This is a genomic window from Nocardia stercoris (genome assembly GCF_003696265.1).
Lineage (GTDB): Bacteria > Actinomycetota > Actinomycetes > Mycobacteriales > Mycobacteriaceae > Nocardia > Nocardia stercoris.
In genome coordinates this window covers 1-820 of sequence record NZ_RFFH01000055.1, presented here as the reverse complement: position 1 = coordinate 820, position 820 = coordinate 1, and the positions used below count along the sequence as shown (strand labels likewise).

General features: G+C 64.8%; 1 protein-coding gene and 1 pseudogene. Both read left to right on the top strand.

Annotated elements, in window-relative coordinates:
- The coding region (locus EBN03_RS33550) for an acetaldehyde dehydrogenase (acetylating) (RefSeq protein WP_122192187.1) at nt 1-549 on the top strand (549 nt) is incomplete at its 5' end.
- Between the two features lie 13 nt (nt 550-562).
- Nucleotides 563-820, top strand: a pseudogene (locus EBN03_RS33545) (4-hydroxy-2-oxovalerate aldolase); the annotation flags it as partial.

Below are 820 nucleotides of genomic sequence, written 5' to 3'. Positions count from 1 at the left end.
CCGAACGTCAACATGATCACTTGTGGTGGCCAGGCGACGATCCCGATCGTGGCGGCCGTGTCCCGGGTGGTGCCGGTGGCTTACGCCGAGATCGTCGCCTCGGTGTCGTCGGTGTCTGCCGGTCCGGGTACTCGCGCGAACATCGACGAGTTCACCAAGGTCACCTCGAAGGGTGTGGAGACCATCGGTGGCGCTGCGCGGGGTAAGGCGATCATCATCTTGAACCCGGCCGAGCCGCCGATGATCATGCGCGACACCATTTTCTGTGCGATCCCCGAGGACGCCGACCACGACGCGATCACCGAGTCGGTGCATCGCATGGTCGCCGACATCCAGCAGTACGTGCCCGGTTACCGGCTGCTCAACGAGCCGCAGTTCGACGAGCCGAGCGTGGTGTCCGGTGGGCTGGCGAAGGTTTCGGTGTTCGTCGAGGTCGAAGGCGCCGGTGACTTCCTGCCGCCGTATTCGGGGAACTTGGACATCATGACCGCCGCCGCCACCCGGGTCGGTGAGGTCACCGCCGACCGCATCCTGTCGGCTCGGGTCTAGGAGGACTGAAATCATGGCTTACTCTGCTGATCTCGATATCCGCGTCACCGATACCTCGCTGCGCGACGGTTCGCACCACAAGCGTCACCAGTTCACCGCGACCGAGGTGCGTGACATCGTGACCGCGCTCGACGGTGCGGGTGTGCCGGTGATCGAGGTGACCCACGGCGACGGCCTGGGCGGGTCCTCGTTCAACTACGGATTCTCCAAAACCCCTGAGCAGGAACTGGTCACGATCGCCGCGCAGACGGCGAAGCAGGCCAAGATCGCG